Origin of the sequence: Rhodopirellula europaea 6C, from assembly GCF_000338295.1 — a bacterium.
GTDB lineage: Bacteria > Planctomycetota > Planctomycetia > Pirellulales > Pirellulaceae > Rhodopirellula > Rhodopirellula europaea.
The window spans coordinates 67,609-90,330 of the sequence record NZ_ANMO01000211.1; the positions used below are offsets into that span (position 1 = coordinate 67,609).

Consider the following 22,722-nt stretch of genomic DNA (forward strand, 5'->3'; position numbering starts at 1 on the left):
ATGGATGAACGAGTGTTCGCTCCGCACGCGTGCAAATTCACTCGGGATCAGGAAGCAATCGCAAGCGGATGGTTCGCGTGACCCACATCATCCCAGCCAGCACCGGCGGCATGACGATCGCCATCCAAAGCAACACGTCGCCCATCAGCAACAGCGTTGTTCGGAAGCGAGCGTTGTAGACGTCGTCCCAGAACCAAACGACCAGCAACGTGCCCACGCACAAATACGGACCGTATGGCGTTCGCGGGTCACGATTGATGACGAAGACCACCATCACAATCAGCAATCCGGCAATCGGAGAAAGGAAGAATGTCAGGATGCTGCCTTGCCATCCGATCACCGCTCCGATCATGGCCATCAACGTGACGTCCCCAAATCCCATCGCTTCCATCTGGACCGCCCATCCGCAGACCAATCGCACGATCCAGATGATTCCGCCACCAACGGCAAGCCCAGTGAGCGACGTCATCATGCCCATCCAACCGATCGGGCTGCTCAGATAGACCGATACAATCGCGATGGAACCGATCAACCACATCGCGATTAGGATTTTCGAGGCGGGGTTTCGTTTCAATCCAAACCAAAAGTATGCCCAAGCTTTTGACCATCCACGCCTCAGGTAGAAACGTCGGTCAGCCAAGGCAAAGCACCAGACCGCCCAGATTAGTAGTCCGGTGAACAGACCGTTCGTGCTGCTCCAAAACGGAGACAAACCGTACGGGTGATTGGCCAGGGTCGGTGCGATTCCTTCCACGGAGTTCGATACCACGGTGCCGGGCAGGAATGCGAATGGCGTGATCGTTCCAACAAGGATGGCGAAGATTGTTCCCGGGATGGTCAACGAATCAGGAATGGTGCGTTCATCGAAGTCGATGAAGGTGGCGGCGACCAACCAAACCAGAAAGGCTGCGTGCAGAAAGAACAACAACGCCATCCAGTCGGTGCAGGCGGCAATCGTGGCCGGCAAGACTCCCGCGGGTAGCAACTGACCGGCCAGATACGCTTGGTGCATCAACGGCAAGACTGCTGCCAGTGACAGTTCAATCAAGATCGGGCGAACCCAGAACCAACGACCGAACATCTCCGACTCCCGCCGTAAACGCAGCCATCCGATCACCGGAATTCGGTCCATCCAAGTCCGAGCCGGAAGTGCCTCTGAAATCGCTTGGAACTTGGGTAGCAGCGGCCAGCGTTCACGATTGACCCAAGGAGAAACCGGACGTGGGTACCAACACCAAGTCGGAATGATGTGATTGGCGATCGCGCCGCCGAGGATTCCCAGCAGTGCCAGCACCACAGTTTGTGTGGTCGTCGAAAGTGCCAACCAGGCCGCCATTCCGCCCGCCAACCAATCAGGTGTGATTTTCCCCAGCAAACCAAACGCCTGCGCAATCTGAAAGTCGGACTGCGACGCGATCAGTCGCGTTGCCATCAAATCAACGACAGGTGCGGGAGAGGTCAGATCAATCATGCGGACTTTGTCGTCGGTTGTGGGAAGGAGCACACAAAACGTGGACCGGCGCAGAGGTTAGAAGGTTTTCAAAGATTTTTCACGCCCACGTCCAATTTCAGAGCTAGGTTTCCGTTAGAGGTCCTCCTTGAGAACCCATTTACACGCATTTCAGTGACCCGATCGTTCCCGGGATCACAACTTCACTGGCCGTCAACGCCTTTGGTCTTCGCAACATGAATCCAGTCAACCACACCTTCAAACGCACTCGTTCCGGCTTTTCCAAAGCTGGCGGTGCGCGATCGGGAGGTCGCCTGAATCAACCTCGTCGCGGAACTGCGACGGCGGAGATCGCGTTTTGCCTGCCCGTGTTGCTGACATTCACCTTTGCGACGGTCGATCTTTGCTCGATCTTTTTCTTGAAAGAAACCGTCGCCATCGCGGCCTATGAAGGTGCCCGTCGCGGCATCAACCGTGGTGGCACTGACGATGATGTGCGAGCTCGCGTGGCGGAGATTTTGGACGAACGAGGTGTTCAGTACGAGGGCAACTCGGTGACGTTTGAGAACAGCACATTTAGCGCGGCGGACACGTTGGAACACGTCACCATCGTGGTCACGGTCCCCGCCGCAGGCAACTTGTACGCTCCCGCGGGTTTGTACAACGACTTGCAGATCTCGCATCGAATCACGATGCGAAAAGAATTCAAGAATCAAGAGTAGGCATCGCCCCAATGATCCGATCAACCAGAGCCTCCGCCGCCCACACGCCATCGCGACCATGTCGAGTCCCGGCACGTCGTGCTGCGAAACGTGATGGAGCGACGTTGGTGGAATTCGCCATCGTTTGCAACGTGCTGCTGCTGACCATTTTCATGTGCATGGAATTGGCTCGGATGAACATGGCTCGCAACTTGGCACAGGACGCCGCCTACTATGCCGCCCGAACCGCGATCGTTCCTGGTGCAACTGCCGACGAAGCGATTGCGGAAGCCGAGAACATCATGGAATCCTTGTTTGCCAATGGCTACGAAGTGGAATGCACACCGATCAATGATGAAACCGAGGAAGTCACCGTCACGGTGAGTTTGAGCCTCGACGATGTGGCTCTGTTCGCACCAATGTTCCTGGGCAACGTCGAACTGACGTCATCGGCCACGATGCAAACCGAACGATACAACGGCTTCTTCCGAGCCACCAACTGACCAATGAATCCGGTCCGGGGGGACCTTATTCGCTTTCCTTTCCAATGTTTTGTTTTGGAGTTCCATCGATGTTTGTTTCCCCCGCTCCCGTGCGATTTGCATTGACCCAACGCGACGAATCTCGTCGTGGTGGTATCACCGTGCTAATGGCATTTGTGTTGCCGATGCTGGCGTTGCTGGCCGCATTTTGTATCAACTTGGCACAGATGCAGTTGGTGAAAACCGAGCTTGCGATCGCAACCGACGCAGCCGCTCGGGCTGGCGGTCGTGCATTCAGCGAGGAGCAAACCGTCGAAGCAGCGAAAACGGCTGCTCGTCTGACAGCTGCGATGAACGAGGTGGCCGGTGAACCCTATCAACTGGACACTGATGATGCCGCCAATGAATTTGAATTCGGTGTCTCGGCTCAGGCCGATGGCAACACCGGGCGTTTCTACTTCACCAAGGTGCCAACATCCGACGTTGCCGCGAACTTGGTCGCCGTCAGTTCCGTTCGCATCAATGGCAAACGCACCGAAGACTCGTTGCTCGGGCCCGTCCCGTTCATCTTCCCAAACACATTTTCGATCGGTGACTTCAGCCCAGTGGCTTCGGCGACGGCGATGCAAGTCGATCGTGACATCAGCCTGGTTCTCGACCGCAGTGGTTCGATGGACTGGAAGACCTATGATTGGCCCGACGACGCGGACCCTTGGGCTGAGGACAGTTTGATCTCAGCAGAAGACGCTGGTATCGTTGATCTCGAATGGAAGTACAAACGCGGTGTGCCTCAATACATTCGTCGAGTTCGCTACAACAATGGCTACGACGAATACGACTTGTACGATCACGCGTGGGAAGAAGTCTTCGAACTTGGGCCGGCTCCCAACACGCCTTGGGAAGATTTGGTGTTGGCCGTTGACGCGTTCCTGCGGGTTCTCGATCAAACACCTCAAAACGAACAAGTCTCGATTGCCAGCTACAACAGCCACGGCACACTGGATTGTTGGTTGCTGGATGATTTTGACTCGGTTCGAGCTGCCGTCGCGCAACTGGGGCCGAACGGGTCAACGGGTATCGGCAATGGAATGAACTCGGGCAAGACTGCTTTTACTCATGAAAACGCTCGTCCGTACGCTTCCAAAACGATGGTTGTGATGACCGACGGAAATCACAACTACGGAACGGAGCCCAATACCGTTGCTCAACAGATGATGAGTTCATCCAATTTGAACATCCAAACCGTCACCTTCGGCGGCGGTGCTGATCAGGAAACCATGCAGGAAGTCGCTGTGACCGGACTGGGACGGCACTACCATGCTGACTCGGGTGATGAGTTGGTTAGTGCGTTTGAAGAGATCGCCAACAACCTGCCAACGATCTTGACCAACTGAGCTTCGCTGGGTCATTCGTTCCGACTCGGAAAAAATTGCCACGGTCACTATGTGTGACCTAGAGTAAGACATGAAATCCACGTTTCCTGAAAATCGTTTGCTTTCCGAAGGCCTTGTTCCGAAAGCGTCTCGTGAACCCGCCAAACCCAATTGGGTCGGCAGGTTGGTGATCTTTGCTGCATTGTCGATCGGCTCAATCGCTGGTTGCATCGTATTGCTTCGCAACACCGTGCACATGGTCAGCGCTCCGGCGTCGAAGGTGCAGCCGGTCCAAGCCACGAAGTTATCGCGTGGCGTTGAAAGCGACGAAGACTTTCATGCTCGCAAACGCCGCAACGAACTCTTCTTGGCTGAAGCGATGCAGGAAGACGCCGCGTTCATTCGTGATCGTCAACGTCGTATTTGGATTGAACAAACACGCCAGGTTCCCGATCACCGCGACGCGTACGCTCAATGGAAAACTCAGGTGGAGCGTTGGGAGGCCAAGGTCGCCGAAAGCGCTAAGCAGCGTGTTTACTACGACGAAGAAGGCAAAGTGATTCCAGAGTCCATTCTTTGGCATCAACAACAACGCCTGGAAAAGCTTCGCGAAGATTCACCGAACAGCTACTGAGAAGTCACCTCGACTTCGTCACTAAAACGCAAACGCGGCTGATCATCAATCAGTCGCGTTTTTCGTTGGCAAAGTAGTGCGGTTTAACTCACCGCCCGATGGATTCCAATCGCACGCCCCATACCGGATCAGCTTGGATGGCAGTCATCCCGTGCTGCCGCGCGTCGACTCCTTCGCGTTTCCACAGCAAGTATTGAGCGACGTCGCTGATTCGCGGCACGACGATCGAATGGGGCCAGTCAGCTTCGCCGACGCCAAAGTGAGCTTGGCCTGGCAAGACAGTGATCACTCGTTGATCGTTCAAGCATTCAGTCAATCGTTCGGTCAGTCCGTCGTGGTTCATGCGATCAGCGGCTAGCAGTGACAACGCAAGCTCTCGCACGCGAACGCCGGGGGTATCCCAGATGCGTTCGCACAATTCAGTGACCAATTCAGATCGTCGATGAGTCAGTGCGATGCCCAAGCAGGTCTCGCGAGACCATCCGTATGGATTGCGGCGAATGGTTGAATCGATCAGGCGTCCGACAACTCGTTCAAATGAGGTGCAACCGCCGATCGAGCTTGGGCAAGTCGCTAGTAGCTTCTTTTGCAGCTTCTTTGCCGCCGGAACGTAGCGAATTCCGCAATCGGGAACCTTGATGCCCAGCAAGCACGACCAATCTTCGTGACCAGTTTGCGCGTCTTGTGTCGCGACAGCGGCGTTCCAGTGCAAATCGGGTCCCGCGGTCAACGCAACCAATTGAAATTGGCCAATCGCTTCTTTGTCATCGCCAGCACGCTGCGAAAATTGTTGCCACCATTGGTCAAGTTCTCGGTCGAGAATGTCGCCGGAATCACCCCACGGAGAAGGCGACAATGCCGCAACGGATTGCCGATGGCAAGCCAAACGAATTCGTTCGACCAATTGATTCGCGAGTTGGCGAGTTTCCAACGAAAACGAGACTCGCAATCCTCGCAAGCGACAAAGGATCGCTTCGCAGGTCGCAGCGTCGCCGCTGGAGGCTTTGGAGTACAACCGATCGGCAGTCAGCCTTCGAATCACCGCGGAATCGGATTCGAGCAGCGACACGTTTCGATCGATTTGAGCCAGTTCAGATTCCGGTAGACGTTGGTCGGTTCCGAAATAGCTGGCCTCTTCAAAACTCGTTTGGTTCTTCGTCTGCTTTGGTTGGTCTGCGGAGACGAGTGCGCCGTTCGTTGAGAACGCCATGCACGCCGATGCCGCAATCAGTCGTCGCAGTTTGCGGCGTCGAGCGAACTTTGGCGAACTAGGCAAACGTTTGACTCCGCTGGCGAAGGATGCCGACGTCAGATTTGGCGACTGGCATCAAAGTTGGGTGCAACTCAACTCTAGTTTCGTCCATCATCTCGGACCAATGATTTTGCATCGACTTGTCCCCGCGACCTCGATCACGATGCCCGGTAAACTGCCCAACCGTTGCAACCGGTCTGTCGTTTGGCTGTGTCTTCGTCCCTCCCTCGTCTGGTCCCGCTCATGCAAATCCTGTGCTTCGAAGATTCTCGCGTGGAACAGCTCTGTCCGATCGTCCATGCTCGTCCCGCTTATGCGATCACGTGCGCCAGTTTCCGATTGCTGGATTGGTTGAAGACACTTGCGAGCGAATCCGCCACCGGAGCGAAGGTTTGTCAGATTCAGGGACTGATTCGTGAGTACTTGCTGCCCATCCAAGAAGCCGACCACGGCCTGCAAGCACCCGCGAAGGAATTGCCTGAGGGCGAAGACGTGTTGTTGGTCAACGCTCGGTTGGTGCCCTCGGTGCAAACCTACGAGACATTGAAGAAAGTGTTGAAGGCCGGTGAAACCGCATCGGTGCTGGGCAAAGACAACGGCGTCGACACCGAATTGTTGGTGGCGTTCATTTCGGCGGCGGACATCGCAAAACTGAATGGTTCGGCCGCATCCGATGCGACTCAAACGCCTCTCGCACGATTGGAACAACTGGCCCGAGACAATGTCAGTTCGCGATTCACGTTGAAAGCGTTTCAATGGCCGCACGAAGTCGTGTCGTCTCACATGGACGCGATGAACGGTTCGGTCAACTACCGCATCGAACATGGTGACTACACGCAGCGAGAAGACGGCGTCTTTGTTCGGCCGGGAGTGTCGATCGGAGAGTATGGATCGATCCACACATCCGGCGGTGCGATTGTATTGGAAGAGGACGTTCGAGTCGGACCGTTCTGTTTCCTGGAAGGCCCACTGCACGCGGGACACAGCACCCGAGTGATTGAACATTCCGCGATCAAGGACGGCGTGTCGCTGGGGCACACGGTCAAAATCGGCGGCGAGGTCGAAGCGTCGGTGATTGAGGCCTACACGAACAAGCAACACCACGGTTTTTTGGGGCACAGCTACTTGGGCAGTTGGATCAACCTTGGCGCCGGAACCTGCAATAGTGACTTGAAGAACACGTATGGCAAGATCAACATCGAATACGGCGATCGCAAGATGGCGACCGGAATGCAGTTTTTGGGCTGCGTGATGGGTGACTATTCTAAGTCCGCTATCAACACGGGCATCTTCACCGGCAAAGTGATCGGCGTATGCAGCATGTTGTACGGATTCGTTACCAGCAACGTGCCCAGCTACGTCAATTACGCTCGCTTGTTCGGTCAGACTTCTTTGTTGCCACCCGACGTGATGATTAACACTCAAGCCCGAATGTTCGCACGTCGGAAAGTCGAACAACGACAATGTGACATGGACTTGATTCAGGCGATGTACGATCGGACCGAATCCGAACGCGAAACGTCGGACCAACTCGCGTTGTAGAAAAGCCCGGACACCAGCCCGCAACCATAACGCCGCCTGCCGGATACCGAAGCTCCGGTGGCGGCAGGTGATGATTGGTGGGTTTGATTTCGCCGTTTGAAACGATCGGCACTATAGGTTGCGCAGGTATTCCAAGCTCTGCTGCAATTCCATGATGGCGGTTTCGGGACGCATCTCTGGGCGACCGACAACGAAGGGACCGCGGTAAGGGATGTCTTCGAGTCGTCCCAGCATCGACGGGAAGTCCGCCGTGCCCTCGCCAACCGGGACTGACACACCGCGACCGGCAGCCAGATCCACCACGCCGTCGACCGCGTGCACGATCGAAATTCGCGAAGCAAGTGCGTTGATCGCTTCGTCGACTCGGAACCGATTGATGATCAATTGCCCCGGGTTCAGTGCGACCGGAACAAACGTATCCGGGATCGCATCCAGCAGCGCAGCCAAGTCTTTTCCAGATTCGGTTCCCGTTTCAGCAGCCAGGAAACAACCGACCTTTGCACCGTACCGGCCGAGGTCTTCCATCACTTCTCGAAGCGTTTCCCAGCGAGAGGCCTCACTGCCTTTGGCACCCTGCCCCGCGATGGCTTTGCCGATCCGAGAGGACGCGATCGAATTCGCGAGTTCAGCGGCCAGGTCGGCTGGTAAATCATTGCTCCAATCCGCGTCGTCTGTCTCGGAGGACGAACCCAGCAAAAGCGAGCTGCCCGCCTTCTTGACCGCCTGATCAATGTTCTGTGGTGGCGGTGGAACTGTGCCAATTTGGTTGACGATCAGTGGAGCCCCGAGACGGTAAGCGGTCTTCATCGCGCTCTTGGTCGCGTCGACCCGCTCGTCCAAATGGTCTGTCACGTCGTACCCAAACCGGGTTTGAAACCGGATGGATGCAATCCGCAAATTCAAATCATCCAGGATTTTCCGCAAGGTCCGAACCCCGGTGTCCGACAATTCAGATACGGGTACGTGGGTTCGACCACATAATTCGACACTTCGAACGCCCATCGACGCTGCGATGGTCAATGATTTACGTAGAGCGGTGGCCGAGGCACCGGTCCCCGGGATGGCGTCCATTCGGACGGCAAGTTTCAATTCAGCCAATCTGTTCGTTCTCCGATGCAGGCAGCCAGGTCATGGTGGGACGCTTGATCCAACTCGACCCTTCACGATACGCCTTTCGGTCGAGAACATCGAGCGGGGGCAATGTGTTTCACGCTCCGCAGGTTCTCGCTGTCGCGGGATCGGCTACCGGCACCGGAACAGTCGGCGACCAATCTCGGTTCGTCTCGCGAGCCATTTGCTGCTGCATCGTTGCATTTTGGATTGTTCTGGGCAGCTTTGCGGCGTTCGCGATCGCTGAAGAACCGACTCGTTACGAGAAACTGCGACGAGAGCGAATTCCTCGGGAATCATTGATTGATCGCAGTAGCGTGGAGTCGACTCGCGGACCCGCGGGTTTGCGTCGGTTTCGTTGGGATTTCTCCCGAGCATCAGACAAGGATTTCGGCGGCTGGCCCGACAACTGGTTGCGATACGACGGTCCGGGATACCCGAACTATGTGGGGATCCAGATTGAAGCCCGTGACCCGAAGCTCGAAGAGGCGGTATTGCCGCTGGACATCGCGGCTCTGAAACCTTGGCGGAAGCTGCGTCAGTTCTATCCCACTATGTCACCGTTGCCACCTTCGTTGGCGGACATCTTGGTCGACCGCTGTCTGAGCATCCATCTGGATGGAGGGCTGGCTCGCGTTGAGTCACCTTCGTTGCCCGCCAATCCCACGTTTCAGTATCAATTCAGCGTGGACGTTCGTACGCGAGGATTGGTGCACGATCACGTATACGCACAAATCGTGTTTGAAGATGCATCGGGAAACGAGTTGGGCCTTCGAGAAACTGAGCATGTGACGAAAAGCACTGATTGGACCACACTCACGTTGACCGATTTGCTTCCGCCACGTCGCGCCGATCGCATGTACGTGCGATTGATGGTCGTCGGGGGCGAGGATGGACTGGAAGACATCACCGGGCATGTCAGTTTTGACAACGTGATGTTTCGGCAGTATCCCCAACTGAAAGTTGCGACGGATAAATCACTCGGCGTCTACCTACCCAATGAAACGGTTGTCGTTGAAAGCGAGATGTTGGGGCTGTCCAACGAGCACACTCGGCTACGTTTGCGTTTGTACGATCAACACAACCAAACTCTGGGGACATTCACTCGGGCGATCGATCCGGTCGAAGAGGCGGCTCGATTGCAGGCGGCAAAAGAAAGCTTGGAAGGTGAGGGCGATCGTGGCAATCCGAGCGAGCCAGAGCAGAAAGCCAAACCGTTGAATCGAACAGGTGTTTCACCAAAGCAGCATATCGCCGGGCTCGACGATTCAAGTTCGCTGCTCTACCGATGGGACCTGAACGATCTGCGTCCCGGTTTCTATCGTGTCGCCGCGTCGATGGAGAACGATCGCGGAGCCTCGCTCGCCAATGAGACTTCCTTCATTGTTCTTGGAAAGATCACGAATGATCCGTCTGAGTTTGGTGATCCGAATGAAACGAAGGAGTCCATTTTGGGACTGCCATCACTGGCAACGTTTCAATCGGAATCGGACGTCATTGATCCGACTCCATTTGGATGGACCCTTCCAAAATCGCTTATGGAACGGCACCGAACCGGCAAACTTTCAGAGCGGGAACTAGCAAAATGGATGCAATTGATTGGAGTTGGTTGGGCGAAGTTGCCGGTGTGGTTTGGTCCCGATCAACCCGATCATGCTGATGCGGCCGCGCTTCTGGGGTTTCGATTGCGAGATCGTGGCATCCAACCAATTGGCTTGCTCGACCAACCTCCAGAAGATCGCCTGTATGCGTATCAGCTGAGAGACAAGAACGACACGCGGGTGGCGAATCTTCTGCGTGATCAGTCAGCGTGGCGACCAGAGTTGGAACCGTTGATGAACCGAATGACGATGCGGATTCGATTGTGGCAACTCGGGGCCGACGATGACCACAGCTTCATGGGGCAATCCAATATTGAATCCACACTGGAAGGTATTTCAACGGGGCTGCAAGGTTTCGGACAACCTATTCAAACCATGATCGCTTGGTCATGGGTTGATACGCCACCGGCAACCGCCGGAGACAGCTGGCGGGGATTGCATCGTCATTCCAAGTCGCCGCTGACGGCTGCGGAAATGGACGCGATGTTGGACCGGGAAGTTCGTGAACGAGAGAAGGCGGTTGTCGCTGGTTTGGTTGGCTCATCGAGACCTCCGGAGACTTGGTTGACGATCAATCCGATATCTCGGAAGAAGTATGATTTGAATTCGCGAATCACGGATTTGGTTCTTCGTATGGCAGCAACACGTGGTCACGACGTGGCGGCTGCGTTCTTAAGTGATCCGATGAACGAAGAGGCGGCGGTGCTGACCGGCGATGGAAGGCCGGACGAATTGTTGTTGCCATTTCGAACCGCCAGTCTTCTGCTGGGGCACCGCAACAACGTCGGTTCGTTGCGAATGAAGAACGGCAGCGACAACATCATTTTTCGCGGTGACAATGACTCCGTGTTGATGGTGTGGGCGAACACGCCCACCGTCGAGCACATGTACTTGGGTGAGGATGTATACGAAGTCGATGTGTGGGGAAGACGCAAACCGCTGGATTTGGTTGAGCACGAAGGACGTCGCATCCAGCAAATTGCAGTCGGACGGGTGCCCAAGTTTCTAGTCGGAATCGATCAATCGCTTGCCGACTTTCGAATGTCCGTTCGATTGGATCGGACTCGCATTGACGCGTTGTTGGGGCTGCAGCAACCGATTGGCGTTCAGTTTCGCAATCCGATCAGCCAATCATTGGCTGGCGAAATGGCTGTCCTTCCACCAGATTCATGGCGTTTGGACCAGGCTTCGAAGCCTTGGAATCTGTTGCCGAATGAATCGACAAAAGTCGACTTCGGTGTGACTCTGGAGAACAACGCGACGATCGGTGCGTATCAACTGCCGCTGGATTTCGCCTTCGAAACGATTCCACCCACGGTCATCCGAGTTCACCGAACAATCAGCATTGGACCCGAAGGTTTTGATATTCGAGTCACAACGCGTTTGATCGACGATGGCCAAGGTGGTCGCTTGCGAGTGAAAATTGAAATGGTCAATCACACCAATCGGTTGACCAATTTCGATTGCTTGTTGTTCGCCGGTCGAGAGCGTCAGTACGAACGTCGCGTGTTGGTGTTGCCACCACGCGACACTGTCTCGCGGAACATTGATTGGCCCAACGGCAACGAATTGCTCGGCACCCGGATGTGGTTGCGCGCGATCGAGCAAGACGGCAACCGAGTGATCAATCACTCTTTCGAAGCCAAGCCCTGATCTATAGAAGCCGCTGCTCTATTGAGCCGGAATCGCCGAAACGGCCCCTATAGATTCGACGAAATCGAGAGGGCACGGTTAGAATAGAGGGTCCCGCAGAACTTCCCACCTTTCTCATTCGAGTTGAATTTCATGCAATCATCCTGGCAAACGTTGCAACGTCGCAACTTCTTTTGTGGTCTTGGTGCATCGCTGGGCTCGCTGGCATTGACGTCACAATTGGCTGCTGACAGCGTCAGTGCGAGTGGTTCTGACTCCGCCGCGTCGCCGTTGGCACCCAAGAAGCCGATGATGCCGCCGAAGGCCAAAGCGGTCATCATGTTGTTCATGGAAGGCGGCCCCGGGCAAATGGACACGTTTGATCCAAAGCCCGAGCTCGATCGACTGCATGTGACCGAATCGAAACGCACCGAAGGATTGGCGACGGGAAAACGTTTTTATGTCGGCAGTCCATTCAAAACGCGAAAGGTTGGTCAGTCCGGGTTGGATATGTGCGACCAATTCGTTCACTTGGCTCAGCCCGAAGTTGCCGATGAGTTGTGCGTTTATCGTGGCTGCCAAGCCGAGTCGTTGAACCACCCCGAAGCGTTGCTGCATATGAACACGGGCAGCCGGTTGGGTGGCGATCCCGCGGTTGGTGCTTGGACAACCTATGGCTTGGGCAGCGAAAATCAAAACTTGCCGGGCTTCGTCGTGATGACGGAACTTGCCATGCCACAGGCGGGAAGTGCGAACTGGTCCAACGGCTTTCTACCAGCTTACTATCAAGGCACAACGCTTCGTGCTCAAGGCTCGCCAATTCTGGATTTGAAGCCGGGCGATTACCGAACGCGTCAGCATCAACGTCGCATGCTCGACGAGTTGGCGGCATTGAACAAAGATCATCTGAACTCCAGCTCGTTGGAACAACATCCAAACGCGGGTGAGTTGGCGGCACGAATGGAAAGCTATGAGCTCGCCTTCCGAATGCAAACTTCCGTTCCCAACCTGATCGATCTGAAAACGGAACCACAACACGTTCTGGATTCCTACGGTGTTGACGATCCGGAAACGGCGGCCTTCGGCAAGCAATGCTTGATGGCTCGTCGAATGGTCGAAGAGGGTGTGCGTTTCGTTCAAATCTTCTCCGGCGGATGGGACAGTCACGACTACCTGGAACGTGGTCATTCAGCTCGAATCAAAAGTGTCGACAAACCGATTGCCGCTTTGATCAAGGATCTGAAACAACGTGGCATGCTGGATGACACGTTGGTCGTTTGGACCGGCGAGTTTGGGCGGACACCTGATAACAACTATCGCGGTGGTGTGACCGCTTTGGGCCGTGACCACAATATCGATGCGATGACGATGTGGTTCGCTGGCGGCGGAACGCGTCGTGGTTCAATCGTTGGTGCGACGGACGAGATCGGTGCGAAAGCCGTTGAGTGCGTTCACCCAATTCGGGACGTGCACGTGACAATGCTTCACTTGCTCGGGTTGGACGACAACAAGCTGACATACTTCCACGGCGGGCGGTACAAACAATTGTCTCAATTCGGCGGGGAAGTGATTCCCGAACTGATTGCCTGAACGGTCGATCCGGATCTCGCCATCGCGACACCTTGGTTGACATTGGTCGGAATGCGGGCGAGTCCATTCAAAGCAAGCTACAATGGCTGGGAAACGATCTGCGTTTCCCAGCCATTTTTTGTGTGATGAGTTCTTGTGAACGACCCTGATTCGCCATCATCGTTGGATTCCGTTTTGGCGGAAATCTTGGTGCGTGAAGAGAATGGCGAGCGACCGGATCCGCATGAGTACCTGGAGAAGCACCCCGACCACGCGGAGGAGCTACGAGACTTCTTCCGCAATCACCGGTGGCTTGGCAGTGAAGATGAAGAGCCGACGACGTTGGTTGGTCAAACCATCGGCGAATTTCGAATCATTCGTGAAGTCGCTCGTGGCGGCATGGGAGTCGTTTACGAAGCTGAGCAGGATTCGCTTCGGCGTGTCGTTGCAATCAAGCTGATCGGCGACGGTGTTCTCGCAAATGACGAGTTGCGTTTGCGTTTCCGTGTTGAGGCAGAAGCGGCGGCTTCGTTGTCGCATCCTAATATCTTGCCAATCCACAGTATCGGATGTTGGCGTGGGATCGACTACTTCGTGATGCCGATGGTCACGGGAGATTCGCTGCAGTCGTTGGTCGATCAGCAGCGAGCAGGTTGCCGCGACGGCGGAATGACGACTTCGGAAGTCAAAGAGTGCGTTATGAAGACGGTCGTGTTCATGCGCGATATTTCTCGCGGAGTCGCTTACGCACACTCACGCGGCATCATTCACCGTGATTTGAAACCCGAGAATGTGCTGATCGATGAAGGTGTGCCAAAGATTGTGGACTTTGGTTTGGCAAAATTTCACCGTGATGCACCGGAGTTGACTCGCAACGGCCAGGTCCTTGGGACGCCTCATTACATGAGCCCGGAACAGGCACGCGGGTGTGGGGATTTGACGGATGCCGTTGATGTCTACGCACTCGGCGGAATGTTGTTTTCCATGCTGACCGGATCGCCACCTCACAATGGCGACTCCACCGCGGAAGTGCTTTCGCGAGTGCTATCGGACGAACCGCCTTCGTTGCGGTTGGCTTATCCCGGGGGCATGCCACGTTTGCCTGAAATGTCTGACTTGGATCACGTCATCCAGCGAGCGATGGCGTGCGAGCCGACCGAGCGATATCGATCTGCGGACGAATTGGCGGACGATTTGGATCGAATCTTGGTTGGTGAAACGCCGCTCGCTGCACCCGACGGTCTGGTCCACCGGATGTCGCGAGAGTTGTCACGCGATCAACACTTGCACGCGTTTCAGAATTGGGGGCGTGCTCTGCGAGGAATCGGGTATGTCGTCCTGGCTGCTCACATCGCGATGTTTGTGATCATGCAGTGGGTGTATGTCGACACACCGAGTGATTTGGCCGCATGGAGCCAGCCCGCATTTTGGGGTTACTTCGTTCCGCGATTGTTGATGCTTGGCGGAATCGCCTGGGTGATCGGAAGAGCTCGCGATGGATTGTGGCTTCCGCGAATTTCAGCGGAGCGTCCCGTTTGGTCCATTTGGCTGGGTTACTTGGTCGCGTTGTCCAGCATCAATCTGCTTTGGATCAGTGGCAACCTGGATCATTCCGGAGTGATGGTGATGGCCTGTGTGATGAGCGGGTTTGCCTTTATCGCAATCGCGGGTCACATGTGGGGCGGCAGCGCGCTTCTCGGGATGGGATTCATCGGAATGGCGTTCGCTTCGGTTGCGATTCCGGTAGCCGCGCCGTTGTTTTTGGGCGGTTGGTGGATGGTCACCATGCTGGTCTTTTCCAAACGCTATCGCCGGATGGAATAACGCGACCATCAACGGCATTGGAGAGTTCCAATCCCACTCGAACTCAACGTGGGATCGCTGAACTCAGGGACCGTCGCCGACCTGAATCGCGGAAGGCGCAGTGGCGTGTGAGACCGTCAACACGCGAACTTCATCGTCAAAGATCTGATGAACGACGCGGTACGAATTGACTTGGATCTCGGACACATCTTCCCGGCCAAACTCAGGAACGATGGAACCTGCGTCAGGAAACTCAAGCAAACGTTCGGTTTGTTCAATGATGCGTTCGAAGATCAAGTCCGCGAACTTTTCGCTATCACGTCCGATGTAGTCTCGGATTGCCAACAGGTCCGACACGGCGTAGTCAGTCCAACTAACTTGCATTGCGAGTTTGATTCCATTGTTCTCGAACGGTGTCGGTTCCGACCAACCGAGATGACTCCGCAGTAGCCAGACCGGATTCAATCTTTTGACGGATGTACAAGCGATAAAGGACCTCATCCCAGCTTGCGCCATCGGGCAGACTGTCAATGGTGTCGCGAGCGGCAAACTTGGGCGATGTGTTCAGTGTTTCGTTCATTGGAGTCTCCTTTGTCCCCCCATGCTAGCGGTTTCGCTCAGTTTGTGTATGCCCCAACTCAGGATTTCCCGCAAAAGAATTTCAGTTGTCGCAAGTATTAATCTGTCAAAAATCCCGTTTTTGCGCAGTACTTGCGTGTTTCGCATGGGTTTTTCCGGTCAGGAAAGCCCAATGGGCAATCAAAACTCTCGTTCATTCTGTGATTGAGGAGTGCGGGCTCGTTGATTAGCCAAAAAAATTAGAGGCCGCGGAAGGTGAATTCCACCGGACAAAAATGCCCGATGAAAAAGGCCGTCAGGTTGCGAGTGAGGGAAACGCGTTGGTCGGCAAAGAGAGCGTCATCTTGAGTCGAGGTCGCTTCCGAAGCAAACGTTGAACGAGCATGCCGATGCCCGGTTTGTGCAGAATCTGATGTTGCTCATAGGAGAGCGGAAACTCTTTGAGCAATCGAACCAAATCCGCTCGTAATTCGTCCGCGAATTTTGTCGATTCATCGTTCGCTGAATCGGAGAGAGTTGCGGAATCCATCAATTCCCTTTCGCAGCCTGTTCTCGCATCCAACGGATGTTGGATTCCACGGTCTGCAAGTGTTCCGGTGTGGCGCGGCGGCGAAGCGTGTCCAGATACACCTTCATGTCGCTCTCGTACTGGGCTTCTGGCTCAGGTGTTCGGCCTTGATCATTGGTCTCTTCCATCCACTGGTTCAACTTGCCACGCATTTGAACCAGCATCGATTGATGATCGGGATCGTTGGCCAGGTTGTGCAGTTCGTGTGGATCACTGACTAAGTCGTACAGTTCTTCCTTTGGCCGTTTGTCTTGAAAAAGAAGTGACTGATGTTCGTCCAGTGTGCCAGCTTCATGGCATTCGCGAAGAGCGATCAGGATCGCCTTGGCGTCCTTGTACGCGCATGGTTGCAAGTACGGTCGGTTGGGCAAGAAGTTGCGGATGTATTTGAATCGATCCGTTCGAACCGAACGAATGTGGTCGACGGTTTCGTCACATCGATCGCGAGCGGCGAACACCGCGTTGCGCGGTTGATTGTCCGCTGCAAGGATGTTGCGGGCTTGCATCGGTTCGGGAATCGCAATGCCTGCTGCGGCCAATGACAAGGCGGTGATGTCAATGTGTTCGACCAAATCGTCTCGCACCGTCCCAGGCTTGATGCCTGGACCATTGATTACTAACGGGACGTGCAAGCCTTCGTCGTACAGAAATTGCTTTCCTCGTCCATGACTGATGCCATGATCAGTCATGAACAAAATCAGCGTGTTGTCCCGGACGCCTTGCTCTTCCAGCGTTGCGACGACTTCGCCAACCATCGCATCGGTCATGCGGACCGAATCCAGGTAAGCGGCCCAGTCGCGAAGGATGTCGGGGTGATTGGGGTAGTACGGTGGCAACACAACCGAATCGATCGGCGTGGAGTGCCCGAAACGGGAACGTGCGGACTGGGCAACCTTGTTCCAACCCTTTGTGTCTTTGCCACGCAGTTTTCCACCTTGCGTTTGGATTTGTGCGAAAAATGGCTGGCCGGGTTTTCGATCGCTCCAATCGGCCGAATGGTAAATCGACTTGTCCCATTCGAAGTTGTAGTCTGTTTTGCCGAGTCGTCCGTTAATCGGCCAACCTGTGATCGATGTGTGATATCCAGCGTCTTGGAACAGCTTTGGCACCATCGTCACGTTGGCAGGCAGATGAATTTTCTCGGTTCCGCGTCCGCTGCGATGGTGATGTGCCCCGATGGTCGTTTGGTACATGCCGGTGATGAAGGCGGAACGACACGTCGAGCAAACGGGCGCGGTCACGTAGGCATGATTGAACTGAACTCCGCCTTTGGCCAATGCGTCGACATTGGGAGTCTCGATCGTGGTTTCGCCGTAGCACGAAAAGTTGGCGGACATGTCGTCTGGGATGATCCAGACAATATTGGGCCGATCGTCGGCTGAGACGTGATGGAGCCAACAGGTTGCAAGTGCTGTAAGGAGCGCCAGTGGTAGCGAATGAGCGATTTTCATTTGGTGGGGCTTGGGTGGGATGCGGAACGTCGGGGAGTCAATGACATCTGTCCGATGCGATTCAAAAGATAACCAGTTTCAATTTGTGGCGTTGGCGTGCATCTTCACACCGGATTGCACAGCCACCGAATCGCTCAGCTATACTCCGGCGATGTATTTTCGCGAGTGCGATTGTCTTGGCAACCAGTTCTGCTGATCACGCCTAGCTACCATTCGCGAAGGCATGCCCACCTCCATCCCCGCCCCGTATCCACGAGCATTCAATGTTCTTTTCCTCTGGCTTTGCGCCAAAACGTTTGTGTCCGTCCCTGGATCGTCTCCGTGAATTTTCGCGGAAGACTTTTGGCTTGCTCTCTCTCGTGGCCATTGTCAGCGGCGGTCCCGCCGTGGCCGAGGAGTCCAAGACTGGCAAACTGATCTTTGAAGACCGTTTTGAACGCAACGAATCACAGGAAGAACGGGACGAAGTCGGCAACGGTTGGAACACCAACAGTAAGTCTCGGGCGAACGGGCACAAGCAGGTTGATTTGAAGGACGGTGCCATGCGCATCTTCATTCACGAAACCGCGGACCATGGCGTCTCAGTGACCCATCCGATGGAATTTCGCGATGGCCGCGTCGAGTTGAAGTTCATGTTGGAACATCCGAAGGACTCTTTGGGTCTGAATTTCGCCGACCTAAAATACAAGAAGGTTTGGGCAGGGCATCTGTTCCGAGTCAATGTGGGCGTGAAGGCGGTCGAGATTGCGGATTTGAAAACTGGCGTGATGGACCTGAAAACACGCGAAGCACGCAAGGCTGGGACGGTTTCCGATGAAGTGAAAGAAAAGCTGAAGACCAAGACAAAGCGAGTGCCGCATAAGCTGGAAACGGGAAAGTGGTATCACGCTGCCGCGGAAGTGGTGGGCGACACGATGACGGTTTCGATCGATGGTGAAGAGGTCGCGTCGTTCTCCTCGGAAGGGATGGCTCACCCGACCAAGCGTTTGTTGCGGTTGGCAATCAAACGAAATGTCGTGGTGGATGACCTGCAAATCTATTCGTTGGATTGACATTCAATCGCATCGCTACGTGATCAAGGCGCTTTCAACTTTCCAAAACATTCTTCAAGAGGCGAACATGCATATTCGAAAAAACTGCGGACGATTGGCGACGGGGATCGTTGTCGTGACACTTGTGTCCATGACGACTTCCGCAATGGCTCAAACAACCAAGAAGTTTGTAGCGAATTACGACGAAGCGAAGATCCCTGCCTACGAACTGCCCGCCGCGTTGCAAACGCAGGACGGTGACCCGGTCGAAACGGCGGAACAGTGGAATGACCGACGGGCGGAGACATTGAGACTGTTTGAGGAGCATGTGTTCGGCATCATGCCTGAGCAACGCAACATCAAGGTGAAGGTGGTTCGTAGTGACCGCGATTATCGACCGGGCGTGACGCGTCACGAATTGGACGTTTCCATTTTGCCTTTGGACGCATCGAGCGATCGATCGCCGTTGGTGGTCCAGGTGTTGGCTGACGTGCCACAATCGGACTCTCCGGCACCAGCAATCTTGGGGCTGAACTTTCAAGGCAACCACACCATCGACAAAGACCCGAAGACGCGAATTCCGTCCAGTTGGGTTCGCGATCGGCGGAATGGATCGACCGATGGCAACAAGGCGATTGAAGCCGGCCGTGGTGTCGCGTCGACTCGATGGCCATCGAAAATGATCACTGACCGAGGGTATGCGATGATCACGGTCTACTACGGTGACATTGACCCGGACTTTGATGATGGATTCGAAAATGGCGTCCATGGCGTGATGCCAGAATTCATCGAGGCATTGCCAGAAGACCATCGCCCCGGAAGCATTGCCGGTTGGGCGTATGGATTGTCATGTATTTTGGATGCGATCGAGCAAACCGATGCACTGAACGTTGATGCGACGAAAGTTGGCGTGCTTGGCCACTCGCGATTGGGCAAGACTTCGTTGTGGGCTGGAGCGACGGATCCTCGATTCGCGATGGTGATCAGCAATGATTCAGGGTGCGGTGGCGCGGCACTTTGCCGGCGTGCGATTGGCGAAACCGTTGCACGAATCAACACTTCGTTTCCGCATTGGTTCAACGACGCCTACTTGCAATACAACGAGAACGAATCCGCACTTCCGATCGACCAGCATCAATTGATTGCGTTGTCGGCTCCGCGAGCGATCGCGGTTGGAAGTGCAACGCAAGATGAATGGGCCGACCCCAAGGGCGAGTTTTTGGCATGGCAAGCCGCGGCACCTGTCTTTGAACTGCTGGGGATGTCTTCGGGCGATGTCAACGTTGTCGAAGAAGCGTCGATGCCGAAGAAGCAATCGGTCATCAATGCGGGCCCGATGCAATACCATCTTCGGGAAGGCAAACACGATCTGGCTGACTACGATTGGGAGTGTTACTTGGACCTCGCAGATCGGACGCTGCAAACCGAGTCTCGATGAATCGACTTCCAATCGAAGATGTTCTTTCGCCGCTGCAAACGGCGATCGGAAACGGAACCGCGGTGGTGCTGAAGGCTCCACCAGGTGCGGGCAAGACGACTGGGGTGCCGCCTGCGGTTTTGCAAACATTGCTGGACAACGACGTCGCGGGTCAGGTCTGGGTGATCCAGCCTAGGCGTTTGGCGGCACGTTCGGTGGCGGGCTGGATCGCGAAGTCGCGTGGCGAGTCGGTAGGTGAAACGATCGGCTACCACGTTCGAATGGATCGCCGCGAATCCAAGTCGACTCGTGTGTTGTTCATGACGACCGGGATGTTCTTGCGGCGGATGCAATCGGATCCGTTGCTCGAGAATGTGGCCTGCGTTGTTCTGGATGAATTCCACGAACGAACTTTGGAACTCGATTTGGCTCTCGCGATGACGCATCGCTTGCGTTCTGAATTGAGAGACGACTTGGGATTGGTCGTCATGTCGGCGACGATGGAAACGGAGCCGATCCTCGCATACCTGAATGAAGGCAACCCGCAGAACGCGGTGCCGCTTCGCTGTGAAGGGCGTGCTTATCCGGTTACGGTCCACCACGGCGAGGATCAACCGGGCGAGCGAATCGAAAGGCGTATCGTCAAACCAATCCGTGAGGCTCTGATGAACAGCAACGGACACGTGCTGGTGTTCTTGCCCGGTGTGGGCGAAATTCACCGAGTCCAGTCGGAATTGGAGCGAGCGGGTTTGCCCGGTGATGTGCGATTGGTGATGCTGCACGGATCGCTGTCGCCAAAACAGCAGGATGATGCGATCAGACCGTCGAGTGAACGCAAAGTGGTTTTGTCGACCAACATTGCTGAGACTTCGGTGACGGTTGATGGCGTGACCGCCGTGGTTGATTCTGGGATGGCGAAAGTCCCGCGTTTCGATTCGCGTCGCGGGTTGACCAAGTTGGAGACGACGTCGATTTCGTTGGCGTCGGCTGACCAACGATCCGGCCGAGCGGGGCGGACGGCGCCGGGAGAAGCGTATCGTTTGTGGAGCCAAGCGGCACAGCGTTCCCGCGACGAATACGACGTCCCGGAGATCCTGCGATCGGACTTGAGCGAAGTGGTGTTGATGCTGGCCAGCCACGGTGAAACGGATCTTTTCGCGATGCGATGGCTGACCGCTCCTCCGAATCACGCGGTGGAGTCCGCTCAATCGTTGCTGCGAATGCTGGGGGCGATCGACGAAACCGGTCGAATTACCCGCCGAGGCCAAGCCATGGCGGAAATGCCGCTGCATCCGCGGATCGCGAGGATGACCACGGAAGCGGTCAGCTCATTGCCAAGGTACTCCGTCGCGATTTTGGCGGCTTTGATGAGCGAGCGAGATCCGTTGGAAGACATGACGTCGATGACGCTGGCGGACAAGGTTGACGCGATTGAAAACAATCGGGTGCCACGATCGGTTGCCGCATCTTCGATCAAGTCGATTCGTTCGGTTGCCGAAACCATTCGTCGTTCTCTACCAAAAGGCGAACCGAAACAAGCTGACGGTGGGGAGATAGATCGTGATGTGTCTGTCGCCCGTGCTTTGTTATCCGCTTATCCCGACCGAGTGGTCTTGCGTCGTTCGGACTCACCAGACCGTGGCCGGATGGTTGGTGGTCGTGGCGTGTCGGGGCTGACACGAGTACTTGGCGAAGGGGCCAGCGAAGAGTTGTTGCTCTGCTTTGACGTGGACGGCGGTGGTACGGAATCGCGAGTGAGGGCGGCGGTGCCGATTCGGGAGGAATGGCTTGACCCTGAACAGATTCATACAGTGCGAACACAGTCGTGGGATCAGGAACGCGGTGCGGTTCGTTGCCGGCGGCAAGTGACCTACGGAGACTTGGTGCTTCGCGAGACTCCGGACAAGGTTCCCGGCGATGATGAAACCGCATCGATTTTGTTCGACAATGCGAAGATGCAACTTCCACTTGGCGGCGTGAAGTTTCAAAAGCTTTTGCATCGGATCGGAATGGTCGGGGAAATCGACGATCAAGTTCCATCGGTGACTGAAGAGATGCATTTGGAATTGCTTCGGCAGTTGTGCGCCGGTCGATCAAGCCTGCAAGAGTTGAGGTCCGCACCTTGGACGGATCACGTTCTTGGAATGATCGGGTATTCGGCATGGCAAATTGTGCAGCAGGAGGCTCCTGAAGAGGTGCAGTTACCGGGAGGACGCAGAGCAGCAGTGCACTATGACGAAGGCAAGCCACCATGGATCGAGGTGAAGATACAGCTTTGTTTTGGGTGGCCTGATACGCCGCGGATTTTGCGAGGTCGGCAGCCATTGCAGTTGCATTTGCTGGGGCCGAACGGGCGTCCGCAGCAGATCACGAATGACTTAGCTAGCTTTTGGGCCACGACTTACGGCGAAATCCGCAAAGAACTTAGGCGCCGGTACCCGAAACATGATTGGCCAGAGGATGCCTTGTCGGCGGAGGCTAGTTTCAACGGAATGAAGCGTCGCTGAGTGCCAAGGTTCAGACATTT

18 protein-coding genes are annotated in these 22,722 nt (G+C 55.3%); 11 read left to right on the forward strand and 7 right to left on the reverse strand.

Features of this window, described 5'->3' with window-relative positions:
• Positions 1-37 precede the first annotated feature (37 nt).
• The gene (locus tag RE6C_RS21465) at positions 38-1,504 is read right to left on the reverse strand and encodes a prepilin peptidase (protein ID WP_008660020.1); all 1,467 of its coding nucleotides are present in this window, start codon (positions 1,502-1,504) and stop codon (positions 38-40) included.
• Between the two features lie 182 nt (positions 1,505-1,686).
• On the opposite strand from RE6C_RS21465, the gene RE6C_RS21470 reads away from it, so the two are divergent.
• From RE6C_RS21470 to RE6C_RS21485, 4 genes are all read left to right on the forward strand, one after another.
• Positions 1,687-2,172, forward strand: coding sequence for a TadE/TadG family type IV pilus assembly protein (locus RE6C_RS21470; RefSeq protein WP_008660023.1), 486 nt, complete (start codon positions 1,687-1,689; stop codon positions 2,170-2,172).
• Between the two features lie 11 nt (positions 2,173-2,183).
• Positions 2,184-2,654: a TadE/TadG family type IV pilus assembly protein gene (locus RE6C_RS21475; protein WP_008660024.1), complete on the forward strand. Its 471-nt coding sequence runs from the start codon at positions 2,184-2,186 to the stop codon at positions 2,652-2,654.
• Positions 2,655-2,698: 44 nt separating this feature from the next.
• On the forward strand, positions 2,699-4,027 hold the full coding sequence (locus RE6C_RS21480; RefSeq protein WP_008660025.1) for a vWA domain-containing protein: 1,329 nt from the start codon (positions 2,699-2,701) through the stop codon (positions 4,025-4,027).
• 70 nt (positions 4,028-4,097) lie between these two features.
• On the forward strand, positions 4,098-4,640 hold the full coding sequence (locus RE6C_RS21485) for a hypothetical protein (protein WP_008660027.1): 543 nt from the start codon (positions 4,098-4,100) through the stop codon (positions 4,638-4,640).
• 88 nt (positions 4,641-4,728) lie between these two features.
• Here the strand turns inward: RE6C_RS21485 and RE6C_RS21490 are convergent, their stop codons facing one another.
• The gene (locus RE6C_RS21490) at positions 4,729-5,916 is read right to left on the reverse strand and encodes a hypothetical protein (protein WP_008660029.1); all 1,188 of its coding nucleotides are present in this window, start codon (positions 5,914-5,916) and stop codon (positions 4,729-4,731) included.
• Between the two features lie 219 nt (positions 5,917-6,135).
• Between RE6C_RS21490 and RE6C_RS21495 the strand changes: the two genes are divergently transcribed.
• Positions 6,136-7,434 (forward strand): GlmU family protein, encoded by a 1,299-nt coding sequence (locus RE6C_RS21495; protein ID WP_008660030.1) that lies wholly within the window; start codon positions 6,136-6,138, stop codon positions 7,432-7,434.
• 111 nt (positions 7,435-7,545) lie between these two features.
• On the opposite strand, the gene RE6C_RS21500 is transcribed toward RE6C_RS21495, so the two are convergent.
• Positions 7,546-8,532: a sugar phosphate isomerase/epimerase family protein gene (locus RE6C_RS21500; protein WP_008660033.1), complete on the reverse strand. Its 987-nt coding sequence runs from the start codon at positions 8,530-8,532 to the stop codon at positions 7,546-7,548.
• A 104-nt stretch (positions 8,533-8,636) separates the two neighbouring features.
• Here RE6C_RS21500 and RE6C_RS21505 point away from each other — a divergent pair, with 104 nt between their 5' ends.
• The 3 genes from RE6C_RS21505 (at position 8,637) to RE6C_RS21515 (ending at position 15,170) form a co-directional block, all read left to right on the forward strand.
• A complete protein-coding gene (locus RE6C_RS21505) occupies positions 8,637-11,798 on the forward strand; it encodes a hypothetical protein (protein WP_008660034.1) in 3,162 nt (1,053 codons plus the stop codon).
• 132 nt (positions 11,799-11,930) lie between these two features.
• Positions 11,931-13,367: a DUF1501 domain-containing protein gene (locus RE6C_RS21510; RefSeq protein WP_008660035.1), complete on the forward strand. Its 1,437-nt coding sequence runs from the start codon at positions 11,931-11,933 to the stop codon at positions 13,365-13,367.
• A 135-nt stretch (positions 13,368-13,502) separates the two neighbouring features.
• Positions 13,503-15,170, forward strand: coding sequence for a serine/threonine-protein kinase (locus tag RE6C_RS21515; protein WP_008660037.1), 1,668 nt, complete (start codon positions 13,503-13,505; stop codon positions 15,168-15,170).
• Positions 15,171-15,233: 63 nt separating this feature from the next.
• On the opposite strand, the gene RE6C_RS21520 is transcribed toward RE6C_RS21515, so the two are convergent.
• The 4 genes from RE6C_RS21520 to RE6C_RS21535 all read right to left on the reverse strand — a co-directional run bounded on the left by RE6C_RS21520 (position 15,234) and on the right by RE6C_RS21535 (position 17,633).
• On the reverse strand, positions 15,234-15,533 hold the full coding sequence (locus RE6C_RS21520; RefSeq protein ID WP_039962935.1) for a type II toxin-antitoxin system RelE/ParE family toxin: 300 nt from the start codon (positions 15,531-15,533) through the stop codon (positions 15,234-15,236).
• Positions 15,523-15,729 (reverse strand): hypothetical protein, encoded by a 207-nt coding sequence (locus tag RE6C_RS21525; RefSeq protein ID WP_008660040.1) that lies wholly within the window; start codon positions 15,727-15,729, stop codon positions 15,523-15,525. The genes RE6C_RS21520 and RE6C_RS21525 overlap by 11 nt, the downstream gene beginning before the upstream one ends.
• Positions 15,730-16,023: 294 nt before the next feature.
• Positions 16,024-16,257 carry a hypothetical protein gene (locus tag RE6C_RS21530; protein ID WP_008660042.1) on the reverse strand — a complete coding sequence of 78 codons (234 nt, stop codon included), beginning with the start codon at positions 16,255-16,257 and terminating at the stop codon, positions 16,024-16,026.
• Complete coding sequence (locus RE6C_RS21535; RefSeq protein WP_008660043.1) at positions 16,257-17,633, reverse strand: sulfatase family protein; 1,377 nt, start codon at positions 17,631-17,633, stop codon at positions 16,257-16,259. The genes RE6C_RS21530 and RE6C_RS21535 overlap by 1 nt, the downstream gene beginning before the upstream one ends.
• Positions 17,634-18,133: 500 nt before the next feature.
• Here RE6C_RS21535 and RE6C_RS21540 point away from each other — a divergent pair, with 500 nt between their 5' ends.
• The 3 genes from RE6C_RS21540 to hrpB all read left to right on the forward strand — a co-directional run bounded on the left by RE6C_RS21540 (position 18,134) and on the right by hrpB (position 22,702).
• Entirely contained in the window at positions 18,134-18,799 is a 666-nt protein-coding gene (locus RE6C_RS21540; RefSeq protein WP_039962971.1) for a 3-keto-alpha-glucoside-1,2-lyase-like domain-containing protein, read from the forward strand.
• Positions 18,800-18,866: 67 nt separating this feature from the next.
• The gene (locus RE6C_RS21545; protein WP_039962973.1) at positions 18,867-20,216 is read left to right on the forward strand and encodes a glucuronyl esterase domain-containing protein; all 1,350 of its coding nucleotides are present in this window, start codon (positions 18,867-18,869) and stop codon (positions 20,214-20,216) included.
• Complete coding sequence (hrpB, locus tag RE6C_RS21550) at positions 20,213-22,702, forward strand: ATP-dependent helicase HrpB (RefSeq protein WP_008660048.1); 2,490 nt, start codon at positions 20,213-20,215, stop codon at positions 22,700-22,702. Before RE6C_RS21545 ends, hrpB begins: the two co-directional genes overlap by 4 nt.
• Positions 22,703-22,722 lie beyond the last annotated feature (20 nt).

Coding starts and splice junctions, on each gene's coding strand:
- RE6C_RS21545 (WP_039962973.1), top strand. CDS start 18,867: ATGCATATTCGAAAAAACTGCGGACGATTGGCGACGGGGATCGTTGTC.
- RE6C_RS21525 (WP_008660040.1), bottom strand. CDS start 15,729: ATGAACGAAACACTGAACACATCGCCCAAGTTTGCCGCTCGCGACACC.
- RE6C_RS21510 (WP_008660035.1), top strand. CDS start 11,931: ATGCAATCATCCTGGCAAACGTTGCAACGTCGCAACTTCTTTTGTGGT.
- RE6C_RS21535 (WP_008660043.1), bottom strand. CDS start 17,633: ATGTCCGCCAACTTTTCGTGCTACGGCGAAACCACGATCGAGACTCCC.
- RE6C_RS21470 (WP_008660023.1), top strand. CDS start 1,687: ATGAATCCAGTCAACCACACCTTCAAACGCACTCGTTCCGGCTTTTCC.
- RE6C_RS21520 (WP_039962935.1), bottom strand. CDS start 15,533: ATGCAAGTTAGTTGGACTGACTACGCCGTGTCGGACCTGTTGGCAATC.
- RE6C_RS21480 (WP_008660025.1), top strand. CDS start 2,699: ATGTTTTGTTTTGGAGTTCCATCGATGTTTGTTTCCCCCGCTCCCGTG.
- RE6C_RS21475 (WP_008660024.1), top strand. CDS start 2,184: ATGATCCGATCAACCAGAGCCTCCGCCGCCCACACGCCATCGCGACCA.
- RE6C_RS21485 (WP_008660027.1), top strand. CDS start 4,098: ATGAAATCCACGTTTCCTGAAAATCGTTTGCTTTCCGAAGGCCTTGTT.
- RE6C_RS21530 (WP_008660042.1), bottom strand. CDS start 16,257: ATGGATTCCGCAACTCTCTCCGATTCAGCGAACGATGAATCGACAAAA.
- RE6C_RS21495 (WP_008660030.1), top strand. CDS start 6,136: ATGCAAATCCTGTGCTTCGAAGATTCTCGCGTGGAACAGCTCTGTCCG.
- hrpB (WP_008660048.1), top strand. CDS start 20,213: ATGAATCGACTTCCAATCGAAGATGTTCTTTCGCCGCTGCAAACGGCG.